Source organism: Pantoea sp. CFCC18179, from assembly GCF_059412405.1.
In genome coordinates this window covers 97,395-121,657 of the sequence record NZ_JBNBPM010000001.1, presented here as the reverse complement: position 1 = coordinate 121,657, position 24,263 = coordinate 97,395, and the positions used below count along the sequence as shown (strand labels likewise).

Below are 24,263 nucleotides of genomic sequence, written 5' to 3'. Positions count from 1 at the left end.
AGGCGTAAATTCGTGACCTAAGTCAAACTTTCCCGGCTGCGCTGGCGTAGTGATTACGTGCCAAATGGATAACTGGCTAATAATTGCTCTTTCCATCATGAAAAGGGCACGCAGCATGAAGAATCTGGCAAGCCAAATTCACGCATTCGGCAAAGCTTTGATGATGCCGATTTCGGTTATCGCTGCGGCAGGCATCTTTCTTGGGCTAGCCGCGGCAATGCAAAATCCCGCGATTACCGGCGATGCCTTCGCCAACATGCAAGTACCGCAACTGATCATTGGGTTTATTCGTAAAGTCGCTGGTGCGCTGTTTGCCAATCTGCCGCTGTTCTTTGCCGTTGCCAGCGCCATTGGCCTGGCGAAAGCCGAGAAACCTACCGCCGCGTTTGCTGCGGTGATTGGCTATATCGCGATGAACGTCGGGATCAGCACCACGTTGGCATCGAAAGGCTTAACCGCTGCTACCACCACGCCGGAAGCGTTGCAGAAAGCCGGCATGGACCAAACTGCGGCGATGATGACCTCGGCGGAATACATCGACATGCTGGGCATCTTTACCTACAACATGAGCGTGCTCGGCGGGGTGATTGCTGGGCTTGTCACCGTGCTACTGCATAATCGTTTTTATACCCAACAGTTGCCCACGGCGATCAGCTTCTTTGGCGGACGGCGTTTTGTGCCGATTGTCACCGTGGTGCTGCTGCCGTTGGTCGGCGTGTTGCTGGCCTTGATTTGGCCAACCATTGGGGAAGGGATTGCGTGGGTCGGTTTAATGATTGGCAAAAGTGGCCAATACGGCGCGTTTTTGCTCGGCACCAGTGAACGCCTGCTGATTCCCACCGGTTTGCACCACATCCTCAACGAAACGGTGCGCTTCACGCCGATTGGCGGCATGGCAACGGTCGACGGGCAAAGCATTGTCGGTGCGCTGAATATCTTCAACACATCGCTGACGCATCCTGGCGCTATCCCCGATGACACAGTACGCGGTGCCACGCAGTTCCTGGCGCAAGGTAAAATCCCGGTGATGATGTTTGGTTTACCGGCGGCGGCGCTGGCGATCTATCACACCGCGCGACCCGAGCATAAACAGCGGGTAAAAGCGCTGGTGCTGGCGGGCGCGTTGACCTCGTTCACCACCGGCATCACCGAACCGTTGGAGTTCTGCTTCATCTTCGTTTCGCCGGTGTTGTACATCCTGCATGCGCTATTGACCGGCTTGTTATTTATGTTGATGTCGATGCTGCATCTGATGATCGGTAACGTGCAGGGCGGCGCAATCGATTTGGTGGTGTTCGGTATTCTTGGCGGCAGCAAAACCCATTGGTGGTGGACGATTGCGCTGGGCGTGATTTATGTGCCGGTTTATTACTACGGCTTCCGTTGGGTGATTACACGCATGCGGGTAGAAACACCGGGCCGCGAATCCGATGACGAACATAAACCTGAGCAAGTGACGGCGGATGAGCGCACCAAAGTGATCATCAGCGGCCTTGGCGGTGAAGCCAATATCGAAGATGTCGATTGCTGCTTCACGCGACTACGCGTGCGCGTCAAAGCGATGAATGAAGTGGTCGATCAAACCTTGTTAACCACTGGCGCAAACGGCATTAATCGGGTCAGTGAGCACGATGTGCAGGTGATTTACGGCCCGCAGGTCGAGAAAATTTCTCATCAAGTGAAGAGCGCGTTAGGCATGGCGTAACACCGTGCCGCGGCGCGACATGCTACACTGCGTTTTTCCAGCCAATTCTGATTTCCATGGACATCAAACAGTTAATTTATCTGGTCAATCTTGAACGCGAAAGCCATTTTGGCCGCGCCGCCGAGGCCAGTTTTGTCAGCCAGCCGACGCTGTCAATGCGCCTGAAAAATCTTGAGCGTGAATTGGGGCTGTCGCTGATTAATCGCAGCAACAACTTTGACGGTTTCACGCCAGAAGGCGAGCGTGTATTGACGTGGGCGCGTGAGATTGTCTCGGTGTATCAGGGATTGAAGCTGGAAGTGGAATCACTCAAGCATGGCGTCAATGGCACCTTGCGACTTGGCGTGATGCCGCAATGCAGCGTAGCGCTGCCGGCGCTATTGAAAGCGGTGCAAGCGCGTTATCCGCAGCTTGACTATCGCGTTTCGGCGATGAGCGCCGATCAACTGTTGGAAGCGCTGAACAGTCATACCGTTGATGGCGGCATTGGTTTCTTTGAGTTGACGTCATTACGCGAACTCCATTTCCAAACTGCGTTGCTTAAAGATCCCGGCGTCGAGGCGATCTTTAATCCAGCACATTTCCCGGCTTTGCTGGATCAGGAAACGCTTTCTCTCAATACGCTTGCCGCACAACCGCTGTGCCTGGCTGAGCCCACACGCTATTTCCGCCGCTATCTGGATGGTCAACTGCGTGAAACCGGCGTGGTGCCGCGCGTGATCGTCGAAAGCGCCTCGATTATGCAGCTGCTGCAAAGTGCGCAGGTCGGATTGGGTGTTATGGTGTCGCCGCGCGGGCATTTGTTGCCGGAGTTGTTGCAGAATCTGGCGCAGCGACCGATTGATATTGCGCCGATGGGGCGACAAGCCGCGTTAGTGATTGCCGAGCCGGGCAGAGCATCGCCGCTGGCTCAGCATTTCTTTGATGAAGCGCGTCGGCATCTGCCCGATTAACGCGTTTCGCCCAATGCCATTAGCAGGCGATCTTGCCAGTTGGCGAACGCCACCGCTTGCAGCAGCGTAAACAGACGTTCGCTGCCCCAACCGGCATTCAACAGCGGCTGTAAATGGGCGGCGCTGAAGCGATCGGGTTGGCGGGTTAACTGCAAGCTCAATGCAATCACCGAGGACGTTTCGCTCGCGCTGTTTACGTTCTGTAATAACGCTTCGCGCCATGGTCCTGCAAGTTGTGCAAATTGGCGGCGACAACCCAATGCGCGTGCGCTGGCAGCCTGGGCCAAGACCTCATCTTCGGCAAAATGCTCGTTCAAGCGTTGCTTCAAGGTGGTGAAGCCATACAGCGCCGGTGCGTCGTGCACCAGCAACCAAATCGCCTCATCCAAACCGTCGATGCCCTGGCAAAACGTTACCGCTGCTAGCTGTTCGGCGCTGGCATAGCGAAGTTCCACCGGCTTCAACGCGGGTTGCCATGCGTCGTTGTTGGCGAACAGTGCGGCGCTGGCATCGGGCGGCGGGGTAACGCCGGGGATCCAACGCACCGGCACGCCCATCATCGCTTGCAATGACGCCACCACGCGCGATTGATAACTGACAAAGCCAATCAATTGGTTAAGTGTGACGATATCCGGTTCAGTCAATCCCACCGCATCCAACGCGCTGATGCTGTGCGCCGTAATCAATTCCGGCTGCATGGCTAATTGCCGCGCATATTGGGTGATTTGCGTCAGGCGATTATTGCTTTCACGCGAAGAGTCGGGGCCGGGCAGCGGATTGAGTCGTGCTGAGTAGTGATTACACAAGCGTTGAACGCCCGCGACTTGCGCCACTGTCAGCGCGGTGCTGAGACGATCGTAAAGCGTTAAGGTGTGCGTCAAGCTGGTGGTCAGCGCATCCGGGAACAGAATCTGGCTGAGATCGCGCGCGGCCAACAAAGCCGGCTGAAAACGCGATAGCAGCGGCTGGAGCGCGCTGGCTTCTTGCTGTAAACCCAGCAAAAAACGATCTTCGATATGGGCGGCTTCCGGGACTAATGGCGCGGTGGCGGTGTTATTCGGGCGAGTCTGGCTTTCATAAAACCAGTGGTCATGGCCGGGAGAACGGCGTTGTTCCATGGTCATTCCTTTCGCTAAAAACGGACTTGCTGTACAGCGTGCGAATCTGAAAAGCAGGCAGACAACAAAGGGCTAGCTTATCGTCGCTGAACGGCGGTCCACGGCAAAAGAATGATGGGGAATAATTAATAGCTTACGAGTATAAGGCGGGGGTTTTTAAAAGCGGGCCACCATAAATGGCGACCCTATAAAACTTATTTCAGTTCCAGCTCGTTCATTGCGGCAATGCTGAAGCCGCCATCAACGTGAACCACTTCACCGGTGATACCACCTGCGAGGTCAGAACACAGGAACGCAGCTGAGTTGCCCACGTCTTCGATGGTCACGGTACGACGAATCGGGGTAACCGCTTCGCAGTGTGCCAGCATCTTACGGAAATCTTTGATACCTGAAGCCGCCAGCGTACGGATTGGACCCGCAGACACGGCGTTAACACGCGTACCTTCTGGACCCATCGCGTTCGCCATGTAGCGTACGTTTGCTTCCAGAGACGCTTTAGCCAGACCCATCACGTTGTAGTTCGGGATCGCGCGCTCTGCACCCAGGTAAGACAGAGTCAGCAGGGCGGAGTTCGGGTTCAGCATCGCACGGCACTCTTTCGCCATCGCCACAAAGCTGTAAGCGCTGATGTCGTGAGCGATTTTGAAGCCTTCGCGGGTAACGGCGTTCACGTAGTCGCCATCCAGCTGATCGCCAGGCGCGAAACCGATTGAGTGAACGAAACCGTCAAATTTCGGCCAGGTTTTTGCCAGTTCGGTGAACAGCGCAGTGATGCTCTCGTCTTCAGCCACATCGCAAGGCAGAACAATGTCTGAACCCAGATCTTTAGCAAACTCTTCCACACGACTTTTCAGTTTGTCGTTCTGGTAGGTGAAAGCCAGTTCTGCGCCCTGTTTGTGCATCGCCTGCGCAATACCGTAGGCGATTGAGAGTTTACTGGCAACGCCAGTAATCAGAATGCGCTTACCGGAAAGAAAACCCATAGCTGTAATCCTTTTGGTCATTGTTGTTGGCGGCCGCGAAGATTAAAAAGTAGGCGACCGACGTTATTTAACGTGCGAAGTCTAGCACGTCTCTATAAATGCGGTAAATCTGTGCGCCTTTAACGCTCACGTCGCCAGGCTTCGGCGGTCAAGGCTTCGCCAAAGTGGCTGCTAATCAGGCGTTTGGTCAGGTCGTGCAGCGGCGAGGCCAGTACATCGGCGGTGCCGCCGCGCTCAACCACTTCACCTTGATGCATCACCAGCACCTGATCGCTGATGTGCTTCATCATGCCGAGATGCTGCGTGACATAAATATAGGCGATACCGTGCTTCTCTTGCAGTTCCAGCATTAGGTTCACCAACTGCGAACGCATGGTCATATCCAGCGAGGCGAGGGCTTCATCGGCGACAATCACTTTTGGTTGCAGGATCAACGCACGCGCCAGCGCCAAACGCTGTTTCTGACCCGGTGCCAGCATGTGCGGATAGTAACCCGCGTGATCGCGCAGCAATCCCACCTGGCGCAGCGTGGCGATAATGCGCTTTTCGCGTGCTTCATCGTCGAGTTCAGTATTCAGGCGCAGCGGGAAATCGAGAATCTGGCTAATGCGCTGACGCGGATTGAGTGAGGTCGATGGATCCTGAAAAATCATGCGAATGCGCTGGCTGCGATAACCGTAATCGCCATATTCCAGCGGATGATCGTCAATCAACATTTCACCTGCGCTGGGTGCAATCATGCCGCTGAGCATCTTCGCTAGCGTTGATTTGCCTGACCCGTTTTCGCCAATTACCGCCAGCGTTTGCTTCTCACGCAGGGTAAAGCTGACACCTTTTACCGCTTCGACGTGCTGACGACGGAACAGGCCAGTGCGATAGCGATAGGTTTTGCTCAGGTTGCGCACTTCCAACAGTGTTTCCATGGTTATTGGCTCTCCATGTTTAGCGGGAAGTGGCAGGCAAACAGATGTGCTTTGTTGCCCGTCAAACGCGGCGTTTCAATACATTTGCGCTGCGCATACGGGCAACGTGGGCCAAGGCGGCAGCCAATCGGCAGATGTTCCAGCGATGGAATCGCGCCCGACAGCGTATTCAGGCGGCTTTTGTGCGGCAACGCGCTACCGAAATCAGGCATCGCACGGATCAGCGCTTGGGTATAAGGATGATGCGGCGTGTCCATCAAATCTTCGCTCTGCGCGCTTTCCACCGTTTGTCCGCAATACATCACGTTGATGCGATCGGCCCACTGGCTCATGGTGCGCAGATCGTGGCTAATCAGCAAAATGGTGGTGTTGTTGTTCTGATTCAGGCGGCTCAGCAAGCGGAAAATCTGCGCTTGGGTGGTCGGCTCCATGGCGTTGGTCGGCTCATCGGCAATCAGCAAACGCGGTTGATTTGCCAGCGCAATGGCGATCATCACTTTCTGGCATTCGCCGTCGGTTAGCTCATAGGGGAAGCTGCGCATAATGTCTTTGTGATCTTTGATACCAACGCGGTGCAGCAATTCAATCGCCCGTTGTTTACGCCAGAACCACAAACGCCGATACCAACGTCCTTTGTTAGTCCAGCGAGGAATCGCCTGCATCAATTGGCGACCAATACTTTCAGACGGATCAAGGCAGGATTGCGGTTCCTGGAAAATCATCGACACGTTGTGGCCGACGATGCGCCGCCGTTCGCGCGGTGATAAGCGCAGCAGATCAATATCATCGAACACCATGCGATCGGCGGTAACGCGCCAGTTATCTTTGGTCACGCCGCAAATCGCTTTGGCAATCAAACTTTTACCCGAACCAGATTCACCAACCAAGCCGCGCACTTCGCCTTCGGTGAGCGTCAGGTTGATACGATCGACCGCTTTGACCGGACCTTCAGACGTCATAAATTCGATGGTCAGATTACGGATATCTAAGAGCGGCATTATTCAACTCCCGCTTCTACCGCGCGACGGATACCGTCGCCCAGCAGGTTAACGATCAATACGCTGACCATCAGCGCCACGCCGGGCAGCATTACCGTCCACGGTGCAACGTAAATCAGCTCCAGCGCGTCGCCAAGCATCGCACCCCATTCAGGCGAGGGCAGCTGCGCGCCAAGATCGAGAAAACCGAGCGCGGCGATATCCAGAATCGCCATCGACAACGAACGGGTAAATTCGCTCACCAGCAGCGGCAGCACATTCGGTAGCACCGCGTTCCACAGAATATTCAGGTTACGCGCGCCATCAAGACGCAGCGCCACCACATACTCTTTTTCCATCTCATCATGTACAGCAGTATAGATCTCGCGCACCAGGCGCGGAATCAAGGCAAGAAACACCGCCAGCATGGCGTGTTCGAGGCGCGGGCCTAGAAACGCCACCACGATAATCGCCAGCAACAGCGACGGAATCGATAACAGCGTGTCCAGGATGTGATTCATCACCGCCGAACGTACGCCGTGCGTAATGCCCGCGAAGATACCTAACACCAACGCGCAAATAGACGCCAGCACCGTCACCAGAATCGCCGAACCAACCGTCGGCGCCACGCCGCTCAGCAAGCGGCTCAGGACATCGCGGCCAAGATCGTCGGTGCCAAGGAAGAAGGAAACATCGCCGTAGCGCGACCACGACGGCGGCAGCAGTTGATAACCGAGGAATTGCTGATCGATGCCGTACGGCGACAATAAACCGCCGAACAGGCACAGGAATAGCAAGATGCCAAAGCCATACAGGCCGACCATGCCGCTGGTGTCGCGATATAAGCGCTGCCAGCTACGACGCAGCGTGCTCGGCAGCCGCTTCTCGTCATAGACATTATCGTAGGGCATACCATTCCTTATGTTTCAATGGATTAAGTGCGGCACCCAGAATGTCGGATAATACGCTCACCAAAATCACCAAGCCGCCAACCACCATGACACCGGCAGAAATCGCCGCGTAATCCTGTTGACGAATGGCGTTAATCAGCCAGCGTCCCAGGCCCGGCCAGTTAAACACCACTTCGGTGATCATCGCTAAGGTCAACATGGTGGAGAATTGCAGTCCCAGACGTGGAATCACCGGCGGCAGCGCGTTGTGCAGCACATGGCGGCGAATCACGGTAAAACGCGACAATCCGCGCGTGGCGGCGGCTTTAACGTAGTTCTTGTCCATCACTTCGCTGGTGCTGCTGCGTAGCAAGCGGATCATTTCCGTGGTTGGCGCCACTGCCAGCACCACAACCGGCAGAATCATGTGCGTCAACGCGCTGATCATCATTTCATGGCGCCACGGCGAATGGCTGAGCCATGCATCGATCAACGCAAAACCCGTGACATTCTGCACCGGATAAAGCAGGTCGAAGCGCCCGGAAACCGGCAACCAACCTAACGTTAACGAGAAGAATAGGGTGAACAGCAGCGCCAGCCAGAATACCGGCATGGAGAAACCCAGCAACGCCAAGGCGCTGATGGCTTTATCCTGCCATTTTTTGCGCATCACGCCGGCACAAATGCCCAGCGGAATGCCAACCAACAGTGCCAGAATAAACGCCATCACGCACAGTTCCAGTGTGGCGGGGAACACCTCACGCAGCTGAAGGTTGATCGACTGTCCGTTGGTGCTGGAAACGCCGAAATCAAATTGCAACAATCCTTTAAACCAGAACCACCACGCATCGAACAGCGACGCACCTTCGAGCGGCGCGTTCGGTGTGAAGTAGCTCAGGCTGAAACTCACCAGCGAGAGAAAAAACAGGGTGATTAGCAGCAGCACCAGACGACGCAAAATATAGATAATCATGCTTACTCCTCACTGCTCTCATCACGGTAAACGCCAGCAAACGAGGCGTTACCAAATGGACTGAGCACTAAGCCTTTGATGTCATGGCGATAGGCTTGCAGACGCAGCGACGACGCCAGCGGTAGCACCGGCAACTCCTGCGATAAAATCTGCTGCGCTTGATCGTAGCTATCAATGCGCGCCGACAGCTGCTGCGACAACAGCGCGTGCTGCAAGGCTTCATCAAACGCCGGTGAACACCAGTGCGCATAGTTGGTCTGTGAACGAATTGCCGCGCAACTCAGCAGCGGACGGAAGAAGCTGTCGGGATCGTTACTGTCGGTCGCCCAACCGGTCAAGGTGAGATCGTGAGTCATCTCCATCAATTGGGCTTCCTGAAAGCGGCCTTCAACCGGTGCAATGGTCACACGCACGCCAATCTGCGCTAAATCGGCTTGCAGCAGTTCCGCAGTTTTCAGCGGGCTAGGATTCCATGACTGCGATGAAGAGGGCACCACCAAACGCAGATGCAGGTTTTCCAATCCCAGCGCCTTTAACTCTTCACGTGCTTTGGCCGGATTGTATTCGGTGACGCGCGCGTCATTGTCATAAGCCCAGGAAGCGCGCGGCAGAATCGACGCGGCGGTTTCTGCGGTGCCGTAATAGATCGATTCCATTAAACGTTCGTTATTGATCGCCAGCGCCAGCGCGTGGCGCACTTCGGGACGATCGAGCGGCGGCTTGCGCGTATTGAACGCCAGATAGGCGATGTTCATGCCGGGGCGCAACGTCATGCGCAGGCGCGGATCGTCGCGTAAAATGCTGAGCTGACTGGCGGCAGGATACGCCAGCACATCGCATTCACCGGTTAGTAGCTTGGATAAACGTCCGGTGCCGCCGACGCCAAGATCGATCACCACTTGCTGCAAACGCGGCACGCCTTTCCAATATTGTGGATTGCGCGCCAGCCGCAAATATTGTCCGGTGCGGTATTCGCTGAGCTGGAACGGGCCGGTTCCTACCGGATCGCGATCCAATTGTTCCTGTTGGCCTTTGGCACTGAGATTGTTGGCATATTCTTGCGACAAGATGGGCGCGTAATGGGTGGCAATGTGCCAGAGGAATGAGGCATCCGGGCTATTCAGGCGGATTTCGACCGTATCGTTATCGAGCTTTTTCACACTCTGCACCGAATCGGCAAATTGCAGGCTGTCGAAATAAGGGTAGCTGCCACCGTTAACGTTGTGCCACGGATGCTTGCGATCGAACATGCGTTCAAAGCTGAACACCACATCATCGGCATTCATCTTGCGCGTCGGTTTAAACCAGTTGGTGTGCTGGAACGAGACGTCTTTACGCAGGTGAAAACGGTAGGTGGCGCCGTTATCACGCACTTCCCAACTCTGGGCGAGGTCGGGAATTAGGCGATAGGTGTAAGGATCAACGTCCAGCAAGCGATCGTAAAGCTGCGCCGCCAGCGTATCGACCACCAGGCCGCTGCTGACCATTTGCGGGTTGAAGGTATTCACGGTGCCGTTGACACAATAGACGAAGCCGCTGTTACGGATGTTATCCGTTGGCGCGGCCCACGCTGACGCACTCATCATGCTGAGACCCAGCAGTAGAGAAGGGAATAATTTTGGCATAGAACTCAACGATTCTGAGGCAATAGCGAGAGTGTATCGCAAACGTCACCGACTCCCCAAATTCGCGACAGTTCTGCTGGGTTTTTCATCAAACTGGCGATGAGGTAATCACAATGTCTGTGTGGAAATGAGAAAAATTCTCAATTAGGTCTTTACAGATGATAATAAGAATGATTATTATTATTCTGCGCTTCGACGGTGGCTCTACCGAAGAAGAGCACGACATTGCTCACATTGCTTCCAGTATTAGTTGCCCGCAATTATATTGCGGGCTTTTTTTCGTCTTGGTTTGCACTGCTACTGCGTTTGGAATCGTAAGTTCGCCATTTATGGTGACCTGGTTAAATCTCGTCGCGTGCCTGGATGCCGTGCTTCTTCATCATGGCGCGCAACTGATGATAGGTTACGCGCAGTAAATCGGCGGCGCGGCGCTGGTTGTATTTGGCTTGCTGCAAACTCGCTTCAACTAACTCGCGTTCCTGCTGGTTTTGCCATTGGCGGAGATCCAGCGGCAGGGAAGGCAACGAACTGTCATGCGATTCGATGAGAGTAGCGGCAGGCGGCGTGCGCGGGGCAAACGGGTTGATGATGATGTTATCCAACTCATCTTCAACGCTGTGATGGCGATACACCGAACGCTCAACCACATTTTTTAATTCACGCACATTGCCGGGCCAGCTGTGATTCAGTAACGTCAACCGCGCCCGTTCGCTAAAGCCGGTGAACAGCGGCAAACCAAGTTCACGGCACATTTGAATGGCAAAGTGGTTAGCCATCACCAAAATATCACTGCGACGTTCGCGCAGCGGCGGCAGTTGCACCACATCGAAAGCAAGGCGATCCAGCAGGTCGGCGCGGAATTTTCCGGCGGCGGCCAGCGCGGGTAAATCTTCATTGGTGGCGCACACCAGGCGCACATTGACCTGCAACGATTGATTGCCGCCAACGCGCTCCAACTGACCATATTCAATCACGCGTAACAGCTTTTCCTGCACCAGCATTGGCGCAGTGGCGAGTTCATCGAGAAATAGCGTGCCCGCATCAGCACGCTCAAAGCGTCCTAAATGGCGTTTTTGCGCGCCGGTAAAGGCGCCGGCTTCGTGACCGAACAACTCGGAATCCAGCAGGTTCTCATTTAACGCTGCGCAGTTAAGCGAAACGAACGGGCCTTCCCAACGGTTGGATAGGTAATGCAGGCGGCTGGCGATCAACTCTTTACCGGTGCCGCGTTCACCAATCACTAACACCGGCTTTTCCAGCGGCGCTAAACGGGAAACTTGCTCCAGCACCTCGAGGAAGTTGTTCGATTCGCCCAATAGGTTGTCATTACCATTTGCCATGATGAAATTCGCCACTGATTAATCAATTTCACTACCTTAAGTGATGTCTCAACGGATGTAAAATAAACAAACTCATTAAAATCAATCAATTAAAAGTTGGCACGCGAATTGTATTAGTGAAGGGCGCCTGGCGCATCAACATGACAATTATGAGGAACATCATTATGGGTATTTTTTCTCGTTTCGCCGATATCGTGAACGCTAACATCAACTCTCTGCTGGAGCGCGCCGAAGATCCGCAGAAACTGGTACGCCTGATGATTCAGGAAATGGAAGACACCTTAGTCGAAGTGCGTTCAACTTCTGCCCGTGCGCTGGCGGAAAAGAAACAGTTGCTGCGTCGTACCGAGCAGGCTGAAATTCAGCAGGCCGAGTGGCAGGAAAAAGCCGAACTTGCCATTAATAAAGGCAAAGAAGATTTAGCGCGTGCGGCATTGATCGAAAAGCAGAAGCTGACCGATTTAATCGCGGCACTGCAACAGGAATCGGCACAAGTTGAAGAAACGCTGGAACGCATGAAAGGCGAGATTGGTGAGCTGGAGAAAAAACTCACTGAAACCCGTGCGCGTCAGCAGGCGTTAACGCTGCGTCATCAGGCGGCATCCTCTTCACGTGATGTACGTCGTCAGCTCGACAGCGGCAAAATCGAAGACGCCATGGCGCGTTTCGAATCATTCGAACGTCGCATTGATCACATGGAAGCAGAAGCGGAAAGCCAGCGTTTTGGCAAGCCAAAAGGTCTGGATCAGGAATTCGCTGAACTGAAAGCCGATGATGAAATCAGCCAGCAGTTGGCAGCGCTGAAAGCCAAAATGAATCGCCCTGAGTGATCAATAAAACTGAAATTGGTGTAAATGATTAAGGAGAGTCAATGAGCGCACTATTTCTGGCCATTCCGCTGACGATCTTCGTGCTATTTGTCGCGCCGATCTGGTTATGGCTGCATTACAGTAACAAACGTAATGGCACCGATTTATCTTCCAGCGATTTGCAGCGTTTGCAGCAAATCACCCAGGATGCGCGTCGCATGCGTGAACGCGTTGAAGCGTTAGAAGCGATTTTGGATGCGGAACATCCAAACTGGAGGCAGCCATGATGAACGGACGTAAATTGTGGCGCATTCCCGAGCAGGGCAAAGTGCGCGGTGTTTGCGCTGGATTGGCGGAATATCTCGACATTCCGGTACGTTTACTGCGCGTGATTGTGGTGTTATCGCTGTTCATGGGCTTGTTCATGTTCACCATCGTGGCCTATTTCATTTTAGGCTTTGTGCTGGATGAGAAACCTGCCGATGCGTCAACTGAACGCACGCCGAGCGCCCGTGAACTGCTGGATGAACTGGAAAGCACGTTGCACAGCGATGAACGCAAGGTGCGTGAGGTTGAACGTTACGTTACCTCAGAAACCTTCAGCGTGCGTAGCCGCTTCCGCCAGATATAAATTCCAATCCGGGTCTTTAGGCCCGGTTCTCATAACATTAAGGTGAGAGGTTCCATGCAAACTCAACGTTTTACTGCTCTGCGCCGTCGCGCGACACCTGCGTTGATGTCGGCAGGGAAATTTATCATCATAAGTGCAGTAACTTACGGGCCCGGCGGTATTGCTGGTTGGGCCGTGAAATCAGTGGCGCGCCGTCCGTTGCGCCTGTTGCTGGCGGCCGCCCTGGAACCGTTGTTGAGCAAAGCGTTCAAACGCTTATCGGCACGCTTCATCAGGGAGAACGATGAAAAGACTGCAAAATGAATTGATGGCGCTGATGAACCGCGGTGTTGACCGCCATCTGCGCCTGGCGGTGACCGGCTTAAGCCGCAGCGGAAAAACCGCATTTATCACCTCGCTGGTTAACCAGCTTATGAATGTTCACAGCGGCGCCCGTTTGCCGCTGTTTTCCGTGGTGCGCGAAGAACGTCTGTTGGGCGTCAAACGTGTGCCGCAACGCGAACTTGGTACGCCGCGCTTTACCTATGATGAAGGTTTAGCGCAATTATACGGCACGCCACCGATGTGGCCGACGCCAACCCGTGGCGTGAGCGAAATGCGCCTCGCGCTGCGCTATCGTCCCGATGAATCCTTGCTACGTCACTTCAAAGATACCGCCACGCTGTACCTCGAAATCGTCGATTATCCTGGCGAATGGTTACTGGATTTACCGATGCTGGCGCAGGATTACCTGAGCTGGTCGCGGCAAATGGTCGGTTTGCTGCAAGGCGATCGCGCCGCCTGGTCAGAAAAATGGCGCAGCCTGTGCACCGACCTCGATCCTTTTGCCCCTGCTGATGAGAACCGGTTAGCCGCGATTGCTGCGGCCTGGACCGAATATCTGCATCAATGTAAAGCCGAAGGCCTGCACTTCATCCAGCCGGGCCGCTTTGTGTTACCCGGCGACATGGCCGGCGCGCCGGCGCTGCAATTCTTCCCGTGGCCGCAAGTCGATGAAATGCAGGTCAGCAAACTGGCGCAAGCGCCTTCGGGCAGCAACTTCGCCATGTTGCAACAACGCTTCAACTATTACTGCCAGCATGTGGTGAAAGGTTTCTATAAAAATCACTTCCTGCGCTTTGATCGGCAAATTGTGCTGGTTGATTGCCTGCAACCGTTGAATAGCGGGCCGCAAGCCTTCAACGATATGCGTCTGGCGTTGACACAATTGATGCAGAGTTTCCATTACGGCCAACGGACGCTGTTTCGCCGCTTGTTTTCACCGGTCATCGATAAGCTGCTGTTTGCCGCCACCAAAGCCGATCACGTGACATCCGATCAGCACGCCAACATGGTGTCGCTGTTGCAGCAATTAGTGCAGGACGCGTGGCAAAACGCGGCGTTCGAAGGCATTAATATGGATTGTCTGGGTTTGGCGTCAGTGCAGGCGACTGAAAGTGGCCTGGTCGATCATCGTGGCGAGAAGTTGCCCGCGTTGCGTGGGCACCGTTTGGCCGATGACGAACCGCTGACATTTTATCCCGGCGAAGTACCGCCACGCTTGCCAGGTCACACTTTCTGGCAGCAGCAGGGATTTCAGTTTGAACAGTTCCGGCCGCAGCAGTTGGATGTGGATCGCCCGCTGCCGCACATTCGCATGGATGCTGCGCTGGAGTTTCTTTTGGGAGATAAATTGCGATGAGCGACGAAACACCTTTAAAAGGACGCATTGATTTCGCCCGTCCGCTGACGGTGGACACGGAAAAACCGCTGCGTGCAGCGCAAACTTTTAGCGCGGAATCGCAACAGGCATTTCTGGCAACCGCAGAAGTGGAGCCGCTAGAAGAAGGTGAAGGCGAGAAGGTGGTTGAAGCCGCGCTGCGTCCCAAACGCAGCCTGTGGCGTAAAATGGTCGGCGTAGGTCTGGGTATTTTCGGCATCAGCGTGGTGGCGCAGGGCGTACAAACGCTGCATGACGCGTGGCTGGTGCGCGATTGGTTTACGCTTGGCACCGGCGCGGCAGGCACCTTAATTGTAGCGGCTGGCGCTGGCGCGTTAATCGGCGAATGGCGTCGTTTGTATCGTCTGCGTCAGCGCGCTGAGGAGCGTGATATCGGCCGCGAATTGCTGCACAGCCACGGCGTGAGTAAAGGTCGGGCGTTTTGCGAAAAACTGGCGCAGCAGGCGCAATTGGATCAAGCGCATCCGGCGCTGCAACGCTGGCACGCTGCGCTGCACGAAACCCACAACGACCGCGAGATCGTCACGCTGTATGCGCAATTGGTGCAGCCGGTGCTGGATCGTCAGGCGCGCCGTGAAATTAGTCGTCACGCGGCTGAATCCACCTTGATGATTGCCGTTAGCCCGTTGGCATTGGTGGATATGGCATTTATCGCCTGGCGCAACCTACGTTTAGTGAATCGTATTGCGGCGATTTACGGTATTGAATTGGGCTATTTCAGCCGCATCCGTTTATTCCGCTTGGTGCTGTTGAATATGGCGTTTGCCGGCGCGTCGGAATTGGTGCGCGAAGTGGGCATGGATTGGATGTCACAGGATCTCGCTGCGCGTCTCTCAACCCGTGCGGCGCAAGGGATTGGTGCCGGTTTACTCACCGCGCGTCTCGGCATCAAAGCGATGGAACTTTGCCGCCCGCTGCCATGGCTGGAAGACGATAAACCGCGTTTGGGTGACTTCCGCCGCGAGTTAATTGGCCAGCTTAAAGAATCCCTGACAAAAAATGGGGATAAAGCAGGGCAGGCTGCTAAATAATCAATGTTTGATTGCCTTTCACGCTGCTTATGGCGTGAAAGGTGAAATTATCTTTTTTACTTCTGATATTCGACGAGATTTTTATCCTTCTCTCCGTTACACTTCTTCACGTCACCTGCCTCGGGCTGTCAACTTTTCATGACACGCCTCTTCTGAGGCGCTGCAAGTTAGCGTATTATCACTAAAATCAAAACCTGACTAAGGCTCATCGCAATGCGTTTGGAAGTTTTCTGCCAGGACCGAATCGGTCTGGCGCGCGAGTTGCTCGACCTGCTGGTTGCCCGCAGCATCGACTTGCGCGGCATCGAAATTGCGCCGCTTGGCCGCATTTACCTCAATTTTACTGCGTTGGAATTTGAGCCATTCAGCAATCTGATGGCTGAAATCCGCCGTACACCGGGCGTGACGGATGTGCGCACCGTTTCTTTTATGCCTTCTGAACGCGAACATCGTGCATTAAGTGCGTTGCTGGTGGCGATGCCGGAACCGGTATTGTCCATCGATTTGAAAGGTAAAGTGGAGTTGTCGAATCCGGCAGCACAAAACCTGTTTACGCTCGATGAACAAAAGCTGCGCAATCAAAACGTCGGCACCTTAATCACCGGCTTCAATTTCCAGCGTTGGCTGGAGAACGAACGCGTTGATGCGCAGGCGCAACACGTGGTGATTCAGGGACGTGATTTCCTGATGGAAGCGCGACCGATTTATCTGTCAGAAGAAGGCCAGAGCGATCTGCCGGTGGGCGCGATGATTACCCTGAAATCCACCGCACGCATGGGCCGCCAGCTGCAAAATTTGACTGTTACCGATGAATCTGAGTTTGATCATATCGTTGCGGTGACACCAAAAATGCGCCAGGTGATTGATCAGGCACGCAAATTGGCGATGCATGATGCGCCGCTGTTAATTGTCGGCGATACCGGCACTGGCAAAGATATGCTGGCACGTGCCTGCCATCTGCGTAGCGCGCGCGGCAAGAAACCGTTCCTCGCCTTAAACTGCGCCTCGTTGCCGGACGATGTGGCCGAAAGCGAACTGTTTGGGCACGCGGCGGGCGCTTATCCCAACGCGCTGGAAGGCAAAAAAGGCTTCTTCGAGCAGGCCAACGGCGGTTCGGTGCTGCTGGATGAAATTGGTGAGATGTCGCCACGCATGCAAACCAAGCTGCTGCGCTTCCTCAATGACGGCACTTTCCGCCGCGTTGGCGAAGAGCATGAAGTGCACGTTGATGTTCGCGTGATTTGTGCCACGCAGAAGAACCTGATTGAGCTGGTGCAGCGCGGCGAATTCCGTGAAGACCTGTTTTATCGCCTGAACGTTTTGACGTTGAATCTTCCGCCGCTGCGCGAACGTCCGCTGGATATCCTGCCGCTGACTGAAATGTTTGTGGCACGTTTCGCTGATGAACAAGGTTTGCCGCGCCCACGTTTGTCGCCACAGTTAACGCCGTTCCTGACGCGCTACAATTGGCCGGGCAATGTGCGTCAGCTGAAGAATGCTTTGTATCGCGCGCTAACGCAGTTGGAAGGTTATGAACTGGGGCCGCAGGATATCGTGTTGCCAGAACAGGCGCTGGACGTGTCATTAGGCGAAGAGGCGATGGAAGGTTCGCTGGATGACATCACCAGCCGCTTTGAACGTTCGGTGTTGACGCGTTTGTACCTTTCTTATCCCAGCACGCGCAAGCTGGCGAAACGTCTTGGTGTATCGCATACCGCGATTGCCAATAAGTTGCGCGAGTATGGCTTGGGGCAGAAGCGCGGAGAGAGCGAATAACCTGCTGTTAGCAGTTATCCGACAATAAAAACGCCGCCCATTCAGGCGGCGTTTTTATTGGTGCAAACTTATTTCAGTGCAGCCAGCGCCGCATCGTAGTTTGGCTCTTCGGTGATTTCGTTCACCAATTCGCTGTAAATCACTTTATCGTTTTCATCCAGCACCACCACGGCACGCGCGGTCAGGCCTTTCAGTGGGCCATCGGCAATCGCCACACCGTAATCTTCTTTGAACTCAGCACCACGTAATGCAGACAGCGTAACAACGTTGCTGACGTTCTCGGCACCGCAGAAGCGAGACTGAGCAAACGGCAGGTCAGCAGAAATGCACAGCACTACGGTGTTGTCCGCTTCACCTGAACGTTCGTTAAATTTGCGTACTGAAGCGGCACAAACGCCGGTATCAATGCTTGGGAAAATGTTCAGAACTTTGCGTTTGCCTGCATACTTGGAAAGGGATACGTCACTGAGGTCTTTAGCAACCAGGTTGAATGGCTTTGCCTGCGCGCCAACTTGTGGGAACTGGCCTGCAACTGGCACCGGATTGCCTTGAAAGTGAACATTCTGAGACATGCGATTTCCTTTTTTAACGATGAATATCTGACTATGAAAGATATAGCGTTTGTTTATGACATAATTTTTAAGGGTTTACGAGCGCAATTCCTGGCGTTAATCGAGCCGGCTCGCAATTAAGCTGCGGATTTAAGGAGAAATAATGAGAACAGTGAAGAGTTATCCGGAAGCCTGGCCGCTGCATTCGCCATTCGTCATTTCACGTGGCAGTCGCACCGAAGCGCACGTTGTGGTGGTCGAAATTGAGCAAGACGGCTTTAAAGGGGTTGGTGAAGGGACGCCTTACGCACGTTACGGTGAAAGTGAAGCCTCGGTATTGAAGCAAATTGGCTCGCAGCTTAGTGCGCTGCAAGCCGGAATGTCGCGTGAAGCCTTGCAGCAAGCGCTGCCTGCTGGCGCAGCACGCAACGCGCTCGATTGCGCATTATGGGATCTGGAACGCCAGCAGCAAAACCACAGCCTGGCGCAACTGTGTGACGTATCGCTGGCTGACGAAATCATCACCGCGCATACCGTGAGCATTGATACGCCAGAAGCGATGGCCAGCAGTGCACAAGCCTTGTGGCAACATGGTGCGCGGTTGTTGAAAATCAAAATGGACGATCATCTGATCAGCGAACGTTTGGTGGCCATTCGCAGCGCCGTGCCGGATGCCACTTTGATTGTCGATGCCAACGAATCCTGGCATGCCGAAGGTTTGGCGGCGCGCTGCCAGTTGCTGGCGGATTTAAACGTTGCCATGCTCGAACAGCCGTTGCCGGCCGCGCACGATGAAGCGTTGGGTAACTTCATCCATCCACTGCCGATTTGCGCGGATGAAAGTTGCCACACGCGTGAGAATCTGGCGCAGCTCAAAGGGCGCTATGAAATGGTGAATATCAAGCTGGATAAAACCGGTGGACTAACTGAAGCGCTGGCGCTAGCGCAGGCGGCGCAGCAGCAAGGTTTCGCGATTATGCTCGGCTGCATGCTGTGCACTTCAAGGGCGATTCGCGCCGCCTTGCCGCTCACGCCGCTGGCGACATTCGCCGATCTCGACGGTCCAACCTGGCTGGCTGCCGATGTTGAACCGTCGCTGCATTTTTCTCACGGCGTACTTAAGCCGCTGGCTGCCAACGCAGCAGGTTAATCATCGCCTCCAGATAGACTTCGGTGGCTTCGTCCACCGAAATTGGCGGCATCTCGGCAGTAATGCATAACAGGCCGAGATCGTCGCACCAACTGCCAAACGATCCCGGCGTGGCATAACCGACGCTGCTTACTATCGGCAGCGCGGTTTGCTGCGCCAGCCATTGAGCTAAATCGCTATGGTGGGGATCGTCAATGCAGGCCAGTGGTTCATGCCACGAAACCACCCAGTGCGGTTTAATCTGATGAATCAGATGGCAAAGTGCGGACGTTTCTGGCTCGGACGACGGTGCAGTGCCGGTGGAAAGCACCACATCACGTTCATCGGCTTCACTGTTCCAGCGATAAACCGTGTCACCGCTTTGCCAGTTGGCAGCCGGGAAGTTGCGGTTAAGATCAACGCCGTTAGCATTGGCGCGCAATCCCAACTGACAGCCATCGGGATTCACCGCCAGAATCACGTGATGACGACGCAACGCTTCCGGCAAGGTGCGCATCGCGCCAGATAACGTGGCAATCGCGGCATTTTCGTCGCCGTGCGTACCGGCAATAATCAATCCACTTTCGGCATCTGCGGCTGGCGCAGGAAACCACAGCAGCGGTGCGCCCAACACCGATTGTCCGTACTGTTGCCAGACAGCGTCCAGCTTGCCGCGCAGCGGACGCGGATGGTATGACGACATAACGTTCCTCATTGACATGCTTCCAACAGCGCCAAAACCGCTGGCGCGCAAATTTAAAAATGTGACCGGGAATCCAGCCTCAACATAACGGTAAACAGCGTACGGGGAAATAGCTATATACCAATCAGCAATTTGCGATAAAGTGCCAAAAGTTGCTGGCGACACAAACCTTTGGTTGTCGCCATTTTTTCGCGTAAAGGAGTGGTGATGAAAATAACGTTCCGAATGACGCTGGCCGCCTTAATCGTAACCAGCGCTGTCTCACCCGCATTCGCCGCCAATGTGCCCGCAGGCGCGCAGTTGGCCAGCACCCAGGAAATCGTTCGCCATATTAAAGATGAGCCGGCCTCGCTTGATCCGATGAAGGCGGTTGGCCTGCCGGAAATTCAGGTGATGCGCGATCTGTTTGAAGGCCTGACCAATCAGGATACGCACGGTAAAATCGTGCCGGGCGTGGCGCAAAACTGGAGCAGTAACGACAATAAAACGTGGATTTTTAACCTACGCAAAGATGCGCGCTGGTCGAATGGCGAGCCGGTGACGGCGCAGGATTTTGTCTACAGCTGGCAGCGTTTGGTTGAACCGAAAAACAGCTCGCCGTTTGCCTGGTTTGCGGCACTGAGCGGTATCGAAAATGCCGACGCGATCACCAAAGGGCAAATGAGCGCCGATAAGTTAGGTGTTACCGCAGTAAATGACACTCAACTTAAGGTGACATTGTCACGTCCGGTGCCGTGGTTCCCCAGCATGGTCGCGAATGCCGCAATGTACCCAGTTTCACAAAAAGTGATTGAAAAAGAGGGCGATAGTTGGACATCGCCGGGCAAGCTAGTGGGAAACGGCGCTTATCAACTGCAAGATCGTGTGGTTAACGAGAAAATCGTGCTGGTGCGTAATAAGCATTATTGGGACGACAAAGATTCGGTGCTGACCAAAGTGACCTTTATCCCGATCAACGAAGAGTCGAGTGCAACCAAACGTTATCGCGCCAATGATATTGATATCACCGAATCTTTCCCGAAGAACATGTACACGTTGCTGAAGAAAGAGTTGCCGGGCCAGGTTTACACGCCGGATCAACTGGGCACTTATTATTACGCGTTTAATACTGTCAAAGGGCCAACCGCAGATGCGCGGGTGCGCAAAGCGCTGTCGTGGAGCATTGACCGCCGCATTATCGCGGAGAAAGTATTAGGCACCGGCGAGAAGCCAGCCTGGCACTTTACGCCCGATGTCACCGCCGGTTTTACACCGCATCAAAGTTATTTGCAGCAGCAGAGCCAACAAGAGTTGAATGCGCAGGCGAAAGCCTTGCTGGCTGCAGCGGGTTACGGCCCGGAAAAACCGTTGCATCTGACGTTGCTGTACAACACGTCAGAAAGTCACCAGAAGATCGCCATTGCCGTGGCATCGATGTGGAAAAAGAATTTGGGTGTGGATGTGACGCTGCAAAACCAGGAGTGGAAAACCTATATCGACAGCCGTAACAGCGGCAATTTCGATGTGATCCGCGCTTCATGGGTGGGCGATTATAACGAACCTTCCACCTTCCTCAGCTTGCTGACATCCAGTCACTCCGCCAACATCGCGCGCTTCAAAAATGCCGATTATGATGCGGCGTTAGTGAAAGCCAGCACGGAAACTGACGCGGCGGCACGCAATGCCGATTACAACAAGGCCGAGCAGATCATTGCCGACCAGGCACCAATCGCGCCAATCTACCAATATACCAACGGACGTTTGATTAAGCCGTGGGTGAAAGGCTATCCAATCACCAATCCCGAAGATGTGGCGTACAGCCGCGAACTGTGGATTGAGAAGCACTAATCCCACCATCAAAATCAGGCGATCATAACGATCGCCTGTCACTTTTGCTCACAGCCCGAAGATTGCAACTGGTCGACGCCACGCTAAACTGTATCGTATTGATTTTAATAGCGAGGCGAGTACGTGAACGTCATTGAAGGAAAAGCGCTACAAGTATCCGATGCCATTGTTTCCTGTCAGCTAGATGGCGCAGGTGGCATGATCCCCATCGAAGATAAAGATGTGATCAACTGCGAGCGTCCTTGCTGGCTGCATCTCAATTACACCCAACGACAAAGTGCCGATTGGTTGCAAAAAACGCCGCTGATCCCCGATTCGGTACGTGATGCATTAGCAGGCGACAGCATGCGTCCGCGCGTCACCAAACTCGGTGACGGCTTCATGATTGTGCTGCGCAGCGTGAACCACAATGCCGATTCGCGCCCGGATCAATTGGTGGCGATGCGCGTGTTCATTAACGATAAGCTGATTGTCACCACGCGCCGCCGCAAAGTGTACGCGGTAGATGAAGTGCTCACCGATTTGCAAAACGGTAATGGGCCGGTGGATGGCGGCAGTTGGCTGGTGGATGTGTGCGATGCGTTGACCGATCACGCCAGTGAATTTATCGAAGAGATGCACGATAAAATTATTGAGCTGGAAGATGCCTTGATGAACCAGGAAGTGCCAGCGCGCGGTGATTTGGCGCTGCTGCGTAAACAGCTGATTGTGATGCGCCGCTACATGGCGCCGCAGCGCGATGTGTACGCGCGCCTGGCAATCGAGAAAATGGCGTGGATGGATGATGACGATCGCCGTCGCATGCAGGAAGTGGCCGATCGACTGGGGCGCGGGCTGGATGATCTTAACGCTGGCGTGGCACGTACCTCGATTCTGGCGGATGAAGTGGCATCCATTCTTGCTGAATCAATGAACCGCCGCACGTATACCATGTCATTGATGGCGATGATTTTCTTGCCTGCGACATTTCTAACCGGCTTGTTCGGCGTTAACCTTGGTGGAATTCCCGGCGGCAGTTGGCCGTTGGGCTTCACTGCATTTTGCGTGCTGTTAGTATTGATGGTGGGCGGCGTCGCGGTGTGGCTGAAACGTCGGAAATGGTTGTAAGGCAGAAAAGCGGAGTAAACCTGATCGATATCAATAACCACATTGGGCAATAGGGGCAAACTCTTTCCCGCAGGTGAATGCAACGTCAAGCGATGGGCGTTGCGCTCCATATTGTCTTACTTCCTTTTTTAGAATTACTGCATAGCACATTTGATTCGTACGACGCCGGCCTATCCGCCGGCTTTTTTTTGCCCGCTTGGCTTGGTCGCTTAACCTTTCCTATGCTTAAAGGACATTCAGCGAAAGGAGAAAGGGCATGCGAGACACAATTGCCAGCGAACCGATTCCTACCGATCCACCGCCAATTCCCGAACCGATTCCACATCCTCAACCGATTCCCGATCCTGATCCGCCGTATGATCCCGAATTTCCGCCGATTATCGATCCGCCGCCACACCGTTAATAAAAAAGGCGCGTAGCCGAAGCGACGCGCCTTTTTACTATTGAATCGAGTTATTTAATTTCAAGCACATCCAGACGCACGCTGAGATCCGGCGCATCTTCGTCTTCTGGCTGCCAACTCGCTGGTTTTACCGGCAAGCTTTCACGATCAAATGCCAAATCACCGCCATCAACCACGTCATCGCCGTGTTTAATGCCTTTGAAATCAAACAAATTGATGTCGGCCATGTGTGATGGCACCACGTTTTGCATCGCAGTAAACATGGTTTCGATACGGCCTGGATAACGTTTATCCCAATCGCGCAGCATATCGGCTACGACCTGACGCTGAAGGTTAGGCTGCGAACCGCACAGGTTACATGGGATGATCGGGAATTGGCGCGCTTCCGAGAAACGGATAATGTCTTTTTCGCGGCAATAGGCCAGCGGACGAATCACGATATGTTTGCCATCGTCACTCATCAGTTTTGGTGGCATGCCTTTCATCTTGCCGCCGTAGAACATGTTCAGGAACATCGTCTGCAAAATGTCGTCACGATGGTGACCTAACGCGATTTTGGTACAGCCCAATTCGGTCGCCGTGCGATACAGAATGCCGCGACGCAGACGTGAGCACAGCGAGCAAGTGGTTTTGCCTTCCGGGATTTTATCTTTAACGATGGAATAGGTGTCTTCGTTAACGATTTTGTATTCGACGCCTAATTCGTCCAGATAAGCGGGCAAAATATGTTCAGGGAAGCCGGGCTGTTTCTGGTCGAGATTCACCGCCACCAGCGAGAAATTCACCGGCGCGCTCTGCTGCAAATTACGCAAGATTTCCAGCATGGTGTAGCTGTCTTTACCGCCCGACAAACACACCATGATGCGATCGCCTTCTTCAATCATGTTGAAGTCAGCAATGGCTTCACCCACGTTACGGCGCAAACGCTTCTGAAGTTTGTTAAGGTTGTACTGCTCTTTTTTGGTTACTTCTTGATTTTCTGACATTATTTTCACACTTGAGAGTGAAGACAAAGGTCGTTAGCGGCTGAAGCGAGGTTCAGCGGCAATAAACCTTTTTAACATGACTGCGTATGGTACGGATTGCGGG

The 24,263-nt window shown here is 54.1% G+C and carries 24 protein-coding genes; 13 read left to right on the top strand and 11 right to left on the bottom strand.

Annotated features, from left to right (window positions below; all coding sequences use genetic code 11):
• Window positions 1-115 precede the first annotated feature (115 nt).
• Both ACPUC7_RS00560 and ACPUC7_RS00555 read left to right on the top strand, forming a co-directional pair.
• Window positions 116-1,705: a PTS transporter subunit EIIC gene (locus ACPUC7_RS00560; protein ID WP_494921378.1), complete on the top strand. Its 1,590-nt coding sequence runs from the start codon at window positions 116-118 to the stop codon at window positions 1,703-1,705.
• Window positions 1,706-1,761: 56 nt separating this feature from the next.
• Window positions 1,762-2,658, top strand: a complete 897-nt coding sequence (locus tag ACPUC7_RS00555; RefSeq protein WP_494921377.1) for a LysR family transcriptional regulator — start codon at window positions 1,762-1,764, stop codon at window positions 2,656-2,658.
• Here the strand turns inward: ACPUC7_RS00555 and ACPUC7_RS00550 are convergent.
• The 8 genes from ACPUC7_RS00550 to pspF all read right to left on the bottom strand — a co-directional run bounded on the left by ACPUC7_RS00550 (window position 2,655) and on the right by pspF (window position 11,487).
• On the bottom strand, window positions 2,655-3,776 hold the full coding sequence (locus ACPUC7_RS00550) for a CMD domain-containing protein (protein WP_494921376.1): 1,122 nt from the start codon (window positions 3,774-3,776) through the stop codon (window positions 2,655-2,657). The genes ACPUC7_RS00555 and ACPUC7_RS00550 overlap by 4 nt on opposite strands.
• Window positions 3,777-3,970: 194 nt before the next feature.
• A complete protein-coding gene (gene fabI, locus ACPUC7_RS00545; protein ID WP_007892455.1) occupies window positions 3,971-4,759 on the bottom strand; it encodes an enoyl-ACP reductase FabI in 789 nt (262 codons plus the stop codon).
• 119 nt (window positions 4,760-4,878) lie between these two features.
• Window positions 4,879-5,682 (bottom strand): putrescine export ABC transporter ATP-binding protein SapF, encoded by an 804-nt coding sequence (gene sapF / locus ACPUC7_RS00540; RefSeq protein WP_343551905.1) that lies wholly within the window; start codon window positions 5,680-5,682, stop codon window positions 4,879-4,881.
• 2 nt (window positions 5,683-5,684) lie between these two features.
• Window positions 5,685-6,680: a putrescine export ABC transporter ATP-binding protein SapD gene (sapD, locus tag ACPUC7_RS00535; protein WP_494921375.1), complete on the bottom strand. Its 996-nt coding sequence runs from the start codon at window positions 6,678-6,680 to the stop codon at window positions 5,685-5,687.
• Window positions 6,680-7,570, bottom strand: coding sequence for a putrescine export ABC transporter permease SapC (sapC, locus tag ACPUC7_RS00530; RefSeq protein WP_343551907.1), 891 nt, complete (start codon window positions 7,568-7,570; stop codon window positions 6,680-6,682). Before sapC ends, sapD begins: the two co-directional genes overlap by 1 nt.
• The gene (gene sapB, locus ACPUC7_RS00525) at window positions 7,557-8,522 is read right to left on the bottom strand and encodes a putrescine export ABC transporter permease SapB (protein ID WP_343551908.1); all 966 of its coding nucleotides are present in this window, start codon (window positions 8,520-8,522) and stop codon (window positions 7,557-7,559) included. The genes sapC and sapB overlap by 14 nt, the downstream gene beginning before the upstream one ends.
• A gap of 2 nt (window positions 8,523-8,524) precedes the next feature.
• Window positions 8,525-10,147: an ABC transporter substrate-binding protein SapA gene (gene sapA / locus ACPUC7_RS00520; protein ID WP_494921374.1), complete on the bottom strand. Its 1,623-nt coding sequence runs from the start codon at window positions 10,145-10,147 to the stop codon at window positions 8,525-8,527.
• Between the two features lie 341 nt (window positions 10,148-10,488).
• Entirely contained in the window at window positions 10,489-11,487 is a 999-nt protein-coding gene (pspF, locus tag ACPUC7_RS00515) for a phage shock protein operon transcriptional activator (RefSeq protein WP_494921373.1), read from the bottom strand.
• 164 nt (window positions 11,488-11,651) lie between these two features.
• Here pspF and pspA point away from each other — a divergent pair, with 164 nt between their 5' ends.
• The 7 genes from pspA (at window position 11,652) to tyrR (ending at window position 17,454) form a co-directional block, all read left to right on the top strand.
• Complete coding sequence (pspA, locus tag ACPUC7_RS00510; RefSeq protein ID WP_343551911.1) at window positions 11,652-12,317, top strand: phage shock protein PspA; 666 nt, start codon at window positions 11,652-11,654, stop codon at window positions 12,315-12,317.
• 41 nt (window positions 12,318-12,358) lie between these two features.
• Window positions 12,359-12,583 carry an envelope stress response membrane protein PspB gene (pspB, locus tag ACPUC7_RS00505; protein ID WP_343551912.1) on the top strand — a complete coding sequence of 75 codons (225 nt, stop codon included), beginning with the start codon at window positions 12,359-12,361 and terminating at the stop codon, window positions 12,581-12,583.
• Window positions 12,580-12,927, top strand: a complete 348-nt coding sequence (gene pspC / locus ACPUC7_RS00500; RefSeq protein ID WP_343551913.1) for an envelope stress response membrane protein PspC — start codon at window positions 12,580-12,582, stop codon at window positions 12,925-12,927. The genes pspB and pspC overlap by 4 nt, the downstream gene beginning before the upstream one ends.
• 54 nt (window positions 12,928-12,981) lie before the next feature.
• A complete protein-coding gene (pspD, locus tag ACPUC7_RS00495; RefSeq protein ID WP_007888070.1) occupies window positions 12,982-13,230 on the top strand; it encodes a phage shock protein PspD in 249 nt (82 codons plus the stop codon).
• Window positions 13,211-14,608, top strand: coding sequence for a YcjX family GTP-binding protein (locus ACPUC7_RS00490; RefSeq protein ID WP_494921372.1), 1,398 nt, complete (start codon window positions 13,211-13,213; stop codon window positions 14,606-14,608). Before pspD ends, ACPUC7_RS00490 begins: the two co-directional genes overlap by 20 nt.
• The gene (locus ACPUC7_RS00485) at window positions 14,605-15,678 is read left to right on the top strand and encodes a YcjF family protein (RefSeq protein ID WP_494921371.1); all 1,074 of its coding nucleotides are present in this window, start codon (window positions 14,605-14,607) and stop codon (window positions 15,676-15,678) included. Before ACPUC7_RS00490 ends, ACPUC7_RS00485 begins: the two co-directional genes overlap by 4 nt.
• A gap of 213 nt (window positions 15,679-15,891) precedes the next feature.
• A complete protein-coding gene (gene tyrR / locus ACPUC7_RS00480; RefSeq protein WP_494921370.1) occupies window positions 15,892-17,454 on the top strand; it encodes a transcriptional regulator TyrR in 1,563 nt (520 codons plus the stop codon).
• Window positions 17,455-17,522: 68 nt separating this feature from the next.
• Here tyrR and tpx read toward each other — a convergent pair whose 3' ends face one another.
• Window positions 17,523-18,026 carry a thiol peroxidase gene (gene tpx / locus ACPUC7_RS00475; protein WP_494921369.1) on the bottom strand — a complete coding sequence of 168 codons (504 nt, stop codon included), beginning with the start codon at window positions 18,024-18,026 and terminating at the stop codon, window positions 17,523-17,525.
• 142 nt (window positions 18,027-18,168) lie between these two features.
• Between tpx and ycjG the strand changes: the two genes are divergently transcribed.
• The gene (ycjG, locus tag ACPUC7_RS00470) at window positions 18,169-19,155 is read left to right on the top strand and encodes an L-Ala-D/L-Glu epimerase (protein ID WP_494921368.1); all 987 of its coding nucleotides are present in this window, start codon (window positions 18,169-18,171) and stop codon (window positions 19,153-19,155) included.
• Here ycjG and mpaA read toward each other — a convergent pair.
• Window positions 19,124-19,837, bottom strand: a complete 714-nt coding sequence (gene mpaA / locus ACPUC7_RS00465) for a murein tripeptide amidase MpaA (protein WP_494921367.1) — start codon at window positions 19,835-19,837, stop codon at window positions 19,124-19,126. The two genes, ycjG and mpaA, sit on opposite strands and share 32 nt — an antisense overlap.
• 207 nt (window positions 19,838-20,044) lie before the next feature.
• Between mpaA and ACPUC7_RS00460 the strand changes: the two genes are divergently transcribed.
• From ACPUC7_RS00460 to ACPUC7_RS00450, 3 genes are all read left to right on the top strand, one after another.
• The gene (locus tag ACPUC7_RS00460; protein ID WP_494921366.1) at window positions 20,045-21,664 is read left to right on the top strand and encodes a peptide ABC transporter substrate-binding protein; all 1,620 of its coding nucleotides are present in this window, start codon (window positions 20,045-20,047) and stop codon (window positions 21,662-21,664) included.
• Between the two features lie 123 nt (window positions 21,665-21,787).
• On the top strand, window positions 21,788-22,771 hold the full coding sequence (gene zntB, locus ACPUC7_RS00455) for a zinc transporter ZntB (RefSeq protein ID WP_494921365.1): 984 nt from the start codon (window positions 21,788-21,790) through the stop codon (window positions 22,769-22,771).
• Between the two features lie 256 nt (window positions 22,772-23,027).
• Window positions 23,028-23,174 (top strand): hypothetical protein, encoded by a 147-nt coding sequence (locus ACPUC7_RS00450; protein ID WP_343551923.1) that lies wholly within the window; start codon window positions 23,028-23,030, stop codon window positions 23,172-23,174.
• A gap of 50 nt (window positions 23,175-23,224) precedes the next feature.
• Here ACPUC7_RS00450 and ttcA read toward each other — a convergent pair whose 3' ends face one another.
• A complete protein-coding gene (ttcA, locus tag ACPUC7_RS00445; protein WP_494921364.1) occupies window positions 23,225-24,160 on the bottom strand; it encodes a tRNA 2-thiocytidine(32) synthetase TtcA in 936 nt (311 codons plus the stop codon).
• Window positions 24,161-24,263: the final 103 nt, after the last annotated feature.

Excerpts from the sequence above, each read along its gene's own strand:
- ACPUC7_RS00560 (WP_494921378.1), top strand. The coding sequence starts at position 116 with ATGAAGAATCTGGCAAGCCAAATTCACGCATTCGGCAAAGCTTTGATG.
- ACPUC7_RS00555 (WP_494921377.1), top strand. The coding sequence starts at position 1,762 with ATGGACATCAAACAGTTAATTTATCTGGTCAATCTTGAACGCGAAAGC.
- ACPUC7_RS00550 (WP_494921376.1), bottom strand. The coding sequence starts at position 3,776 with ATGGAACAACGCCGTTCTCCCGGCCATGACCACTGGTTTTATGAAAGC.
- fabI (WP_007892455.1), bottom strand. The coding sequence starts at position 4,759 with ATGGGTTTTCTTTCCGGTAAGCGCATTCTGATTACTGGCGTTGCCAGT.
- sapF (WP_343551905.1), bottom strand. The coding sequence starts at position 5,682 with ATGGAAACACTGTTGGAAGTGCGCAACCTGAGCAAAACCTATCGCTAT.
- sapD (WP_494921375.1), bottom strand. The coding sequence starts at position 6,680 with ATGCCGCTCTTAGATATCCGTAATCTGACCATCGAATTTATGACGTCT.
- sapC (WP_343551907.1), bottom strand. The coding sequence starts at position 7,570 with ATGCCCTACGATAATGTCTATGACGAGAAGCGGCTGCCGAGCACGCTG.
- sapB (WP_343551908.1), bottom strand. The coding sequence starts at position 8,522 with ATGATTATCTATATTTTGCGTCGTCTGGTGCTGCTGCTAATCACCCTG.
- sapA (WP_494921374.1), bottom strand. The coding sequence starts at position 10,147 with ATGCCAAAATTATTCCCTTCTCTACTGCTGGGTCTCAGCATGATGAGT.
- pspF (WP_494921373.1), bottom strand. The coding sequence starts at position 11,487 with ATGGCAAATGGTAATGACAACCTATTGGGCGAATCGAACAACTTCCTC.
- pspA (WP_343551911.1), top strand. The coding sequence starts at position 11,652 with ATGGGTATTTTTTCTCGTTTCGCCGATATCGTGAACGCTAACATCAAC.
- pspB (WP_343551912.1), top strand. The coding sequence starts at position 12,359 with ATGAGCGCACTATTTCTGGCCATTCCGCTGACGATCTTCGTGCTATTT.
- pspC (WP_343551913.1), top strand. The coding sequence starts at position 12,580 with ATGATGAACGGACGTAAATTGTGGCGCATTCCCGAGCAGGGCAAAGTG.
- pspD (WP_007888070.1), top strand. The coding sequence starts at position 12,982 with ATGCAAACTCAACGTTTTACTGCTCTGCGCCGTCGCGCGACACCTGCG.
- ACPUC7_RS00490 (WP_494921372.1), top strand. The coding sequence starts at position 13,211 with ATGAAAAGACTGCAAAATGAATTGATGGCGCTGATGAACCGCGGTGTT.
- ACPUC7_RS00485 (WP_494921371.1), top strand. The coding sequence starts at position 14,605 with ATGAGCGACGAAACACCTTTAAAAGGACGCATTGATTTCGCCCGTCCG.
- tyrR (WP_494921370.1), top strand. The coding sequence starts at position 15,892 with ATGCGTTTGGAAGTTTTCTGCCAGGACCGAATCGGTCTGGCGCGCGAG.
- tpx (WP_494921369.1), bottom strand. The coding sequence starts at position 18,026 with ATGTCTCAGAATGTTCACTTTCAAGGCAATCCGGTGCCAGTTGCAGGC.
- ycjG (WP_494921368.1), top strand. The coding sequence starts at position 18,169 with ATGAGAACAGTGAAGAGTTATCCGGAAGCCTGGCCGCTGCATTCGCCA.
- mpaA (WP_494921367.1), bottom strand. The coding sequence starts at position 19,837 with ATGTCGTCATACCATCCGCGTCCGCTGCGCGGCAAGCTGGACGCTGTC.
- ACPUC7_RS00460 (WP_494921366.1), top strand. The coding sequence starts at position 20,045 with ATGAAAATAACGTTCCGAATGACGCTGGCCGCCTTAATCGTAACCAGC.
- ACPUC7_RS00450 (WP_343551923.1), top strand. The coding sequence starts at position 23,028 with ATGCGAGACACAATTGCCAGCGAACCGATTCCTACCGATCCACCGCCA.
- ttcA (WP_494921364.1), bottom strand. The coding sequence starts at position 24,160 with ATGTCAGAAAATCAAGAAGTAACCAAAAAAGAGCAGTACAACCTTAAC.